Origin of the sequence: Teichococcus deserti (assembly GCF_001982615.1) — a bacterium.
Lineage (GTDB): Bacteria > Pseudomonadota > Alphaproteobacteria > Acetobacterales > Acetobacteraceae > Pseudoroseomonas > Pseudoroseomonas deserti.
In genome coordinates this window covers 1-4,124 of record NZ_MLCO01000392.1, presented here as the reverse complement: position 1 = coordinate 4,124, position 4,124 = coordinate 1, and the positions used below count along the sequence as shown (strand labels likewise).

Genomic DNA, 4,124 nt, shown 5'->3' with positions numbered 1-4,124 from the left:
CCCGCACAGCCCACCACCCGCCAGCGGCTGGAGCACTGGGCGCTGCCGGTCGCCTGCCTGGCCGGCGTCCTCGCCCTGGCCGCCCTCGGCGTGGTGCTGTCGCGCGGCCCGGCCGCGCCCGGCGTGCCCCCCGGCCGCGTCGAGGCGCTGGAGCAGCGCCTGGCGCAGCTGCAGCCGCTGGCCGACCGGCAGGCCGCCAGCGAGGCGGCGCTGGCCGAGATGCGCCAGGGGCTGCAGGCGCAGCAGGCGGCGCTGCAGGCCCAGCAATCCGCCGCCCAGGCGCAGCAGGCCGAGGCCGGCCAGGCGCTGCAGGCGCTGCGCACCCAGATCGAAGGCCAGCGCAGCGACCGCGAGGCGCTGGCCCGCGCCGCCGATGCCCGCATCGCCGAGGCGGAGAGCGCCCTGTCGCAGCGCATCACCGGTGCCGAGGCGCAGCTGGCCCAGCGCGTCGCCGCCGCCGAGGCCGCGCTGAACCCGCGCTTCGCCGCGGTCGAGGGCGCCATGCAGCAGCGCATCGCCGCCGCCGAGGACGCCGCCCGCCAGCGCATGGCCGAGCGCGACCGCCAGCTCGACGCCCGCTTCACCGTGGTCGAGCAGCGCGAATCCCGCCTGACCGCCGCCGAGCGCCGGCTGTCGCAGCTGGTCGCCACCACCGCGACGGCGACCGCGCTGGAGGCCGGCAAGCCGCTCGGCCAGGCGCTGTCCGGCCTGCCCGGCGAGGCGCCCGCCGCGCTGTCGCGCTATGCCGCCGCCGTGCCGCCGACCGAGGCCTCGCTGCGCCTGTCCTTCGAGGAGGCCGCCCGCGCGGCCCGCGCCAAGGCCGAGCCGGCGACCGAGGGCCAGGGCCTGCTGGAGGCCGCCGCCACCCGCCTGGGCAACCTGGTCACCGTCCGCCGCGGCGAGACGGTGGTCTGGGGCGACGGCATCAGCGGCGAGCTGGAGACCGCCCGCCGCGCGCTCGACGCCGGCGACCTGGTCGCCGCGGTACAGCGCGTCGAGGGCCTGCCCGAGCCCGTGCGCGCCGCCATGGCACCCTGGCTCGACCAGGCGAAGGGGCTGATCGCCGCGCGCGGCGCGCTGGATGCGCTGCGCAGCGGGGGGCAGGGCTGATGCGTCGCGCCATCTGGCTGCTGCTGATCTGCCTGGTCACGGTCGGCATCGCCTGGGGGCTGATGCGGCTCGGCGGCAATGTCGAGTTCCGCGTCGCCGACTACGAGGTCTATGTCTCGCTGCCGGTGCTGCTGATCCTGACGGTGGTCACCTTCCTGGTGCTGCACGGGCTGATCACCGGCTTCCGCAGCCTGGTGCGCTGGCCGGCCCGCGCCCGCGCCCGCCGCGCCGCCCGCCGCCGCGAGCGCGGCGACGCCATGTTGACCCGCGCCCTGGTCTCGCTGGCCGCCGGCACCACGGAAGCCGCCCGCAGCGAGGTGCGCAAGGCGCGCGACCTGCTGGGCGACACGCCGCAGCTGCTGCTGCTGACCGCCGAGGCCGAGCGCATGGCCGGCAACGAGGCCGCCGCGACGCAGGCCTTCGAGGCGCTGGCCCAGCGCGACGACGCCCGCTTCCTGGGCCTGCGCGGGCTGCTGCGCCAGGCGATCCAGCGCGGCGACTGGGCGACCGCCCAGCAGCTGGCGCGCGAGGCCGAGGCCGCCCAGCCCGGCGCCGCCTGGCTGCGCAGCGAGCGTGCCCTGCTGGCCCAGCGCACCCAGGACTGGCGCGAAGCCCTGGCCCTGGCCTCGCCGGAGACGCCGCGCGCCCCCCTGGCCCTGGCCGCCGCGACGCAGGAGCCCGATCCGGTCCGCGCCGCCGAGCTGGAGAAGCAGGCCTTCCAGGCCGATCCCGGCTTCTCCCCCGCGGTGCTGGCCCATGCCGCGCGGCTGCAGGCCGGCAACAGCACCCGCAAGGCGCGCGCCGCGCTGGAGCTCGGCTGGGCCACCCAGCCGCAGCCGCAGATCGCCGAGGCCTATCTGGCCGGCGAGGCCGACCCGCTGGCCCGCGTCAAGCTGGCCGAGACCCTGGTGCACAAGAACCGCGAGCACCCGGAAAGCCGGCTGCTGCTGGCGCGGCAGTCGCTGCAGGCCGGGCTGACCGGCCGCGCCCGCACCGAGCTCGAGGCGCTGGTGGCCTCTGGCGCCGCCGACGCCCGGGCCTATCTGGCGCTGGTCGAGCTGGAGCAGCTGGAACAGGGCGACACCGCCCTGGCCCGCGCGGCGGAAGCCAAGTGGCTGCGCGCCGCGACGGCCGCCAGGCCGGAGCCCCGCTGGCGTTGCGGCGAGTGCGGCACGGTGCATGCGACGTGGACGCCGGTCTGCTCGTCCTGCAACACGGCGGGCCGGATCAGCTGGGGGTAAGGCCAGGGGAATGAATTCCCCTGGACCCCTTCCTTTTACCGGGGTGCCTGCCGTGTCCACCTGGGGATGGTCCGTGAAACGGCCAAGGCACAGCGCGACCCATCAGGCTGCGCTGTCGTTGTTGCATTCCGCGCCCCGCCTTGATGCTCTGGTGCCGCCTGTGTCGAAGCGCAGGCTGCCAAACGGCCGGTGAACAGAAGCAAGAAGGGGGTTCGGGGGAATTCATTCCCCCGACCTTCTCCTGCCTTCTCTTCAATGATTCTGCCTTCTCTTCAATGATTCCTAAAAGGATTGGCCAACAGCAGTCCGCGCCGCCGGAAGGCCAAGCCCAGGGCGAGACCCGGTCCCATGGCGGCATGGGCGCTGATGGTGGGCAGCAGGCGCAGGAAGCCGGCCAGAGCTTCGCGGCGGGGGCTGCGCTGGGCCAGGGCGAAGGCCAGGAGCAGCGCGGGCTCCTGCCCGGTCAGCCGCGGCTGCAGCGGGCTGCCGATGCCGAAATCGCCCAGGCGCAGCACGGCATCCAGCCAGGGCGCGGCTTCCGCCAGGTCCTCGGCGATCAGGGGCAGGCAGGCGGCGGCCAGCGCCGGGCGGCCGCGCTGAGCAGCCTCGGCCCAGCGCCGCATCGCCTCCAGCAGCAGGGACTCGGCAGCCGGCAGGGCCTCCGTGCTGGCATCGGTCCAGGGCCAGGTGGGCAGGCCATGCGTCGCCATGCGGACAACTCCGGATAGGGGAGGATCAGGCTGCCGCATGTGATAATCAGTCGCAAGTAATTGCGGGTCTGCTCACGCAATTTACAGAAAGCGCGATGCCTGGAACCGGTCAGTGGCCAGGCATGGCCTCGTCGCGGTGATGGCCATCCATGCCCACGGCCATGACCAGGTCGGCGCGGTCGATGGCATGGCTTTCCAGCAGCTCGGTCCAATGGCCGAGCGTCACCGGGTCCATCTCGGTGGCATGGGCGTGGCGATAGACGGCGGCGACGAAATCGCGGTCGCTCTCGTCGGCATGGGTGATCTGGTATTCGTCGCTGCGCAGGATGGCTTCGACCAGGCCGCGGGCGTCGAGCGCGCCGCTGGCCAGCGAATGGCCCCAGCGCGCCAGGTCGCCGGCATCGGCCGGACGGTCCAGCAGGGTGGTGCAGGCCAGCGAGATCAGCTGGTTGACCGCGCTGCTGCCGGGCAGCACCGGCTCGGCGACGGGCGGCGTGGCCAGCGGGCCGGTGATATGCAGCTCGACGGGCGTGTCGTCGGTGGCCAGGCCGCCGGCCACCTGCTGCAGCGTGTGCAGCAGCAGCCCGCCGTCGCGCTGGGCCAGGGTCGCCTGCACCTCGCCGTCGCCGAGCAGCCCGCGCAGCGCCCCGGTCAGGTCGACGCCATCGGCCATGCCGCCGGACCAGAGCAGCAGCACCGGGCCCTGGCCGGCATGGCCGGGGGCGGAGGCGTCGATATGCACGACCTCGCTGGCGCCGGCCATCTCCGGCAGGGTCAGCCGGCCGGAGGCCAGGTTCTGCTGGTCCTGCGGGGTCAGCCAGAGCAGCTCGCCGCTGGAGACCGAGACATGGGTATGGCCGAAGGCGTCGGTGACGTTGCGCTCGGCCTGCCAGGCCAGCTTCAGGCTGCCGAGCAGCGTATCCGAGGCCTGGGCGACGAGATGCACCGCCGCGTCGGGCAGCGCGGGCATCGGCACGCCGCCGGCATCCAGCCCGCCAGGGAGAGGCAGCTGCGGGGTCACAGGCGTCTCCGGAAGGGTGACAGGGGGGAAGGTGACGGGGGG

General features: G+C 74.7%; 4 protein-coding genes. 2 read left to right on the top strand and 2 right to left on the bottom strand.

The features are described 5' to 3' along the window. Positions 1-1,110, top strand: a 1,110-nt coding sequence (locus BKE38_RS32530; protein ID WP_076960421.1) for a hypothetical protein, incomplete at its 5' end; no start/stop codon positions are given. Beyond that, a complete protein-coding gene (locus BKE38_RS27860) occupies positions 1,110-2,351 on the top strand; it encodes a heme biosynthesis HemY N-terminal domain-containing protein (protein ID WP_076960420.1) in 1,242 nt (413 codons plus the stop codon). The genes BKE38_RS32530 and BKE38_RS27860, both read left to right, overlap by 1 nt. 272 nt (positions 2,352-2,623) lie before the next feature. Here the strand turns inward: BKE38_RS27860 and BKE38_RS27855 are convergent, their stop codons facing one another. Both BKE38_RS27855 and BKE38_RS27850 read right to left on the bottom strand, forming a co-directional pair. Beyond that, entirely contained in the window at positions 2,624-3,061 is a 438-nt protein-coding gene (locus BKE38_RS27855; RefSeq protein WP_076960419.1) for a hypothetical protein, read from the bottom strand. Positions 3,062-3,170: 109 nt separating this feature from the next. After that, the coding region (locus BKE38_RS27850; protein ID WP_207553704.1) for a DUF4214 domain-containing protein at positions 3,171-4,124 on the bottom strand (954 nt) is incomplete at its 5' end.

What these genes read in the sequence shown, in the direction of transcription:
- BKE38_RS27860 (WP_076960420.1), top strand. Translation starts at nt 1,110, where the DNA reads ATGCGTCGCGCCATCTGGCTGCTGCTGATCTGCCTGGTCACGGTCGGC.
- BKE38_RS27855 (WP_076960419.1), bottom strand. Translation starts at nt 3,061, where the DNA reads ATGGCGACGCATGGCCTGCCCACCTGGCCCTGGACCGATGCCAGCACG.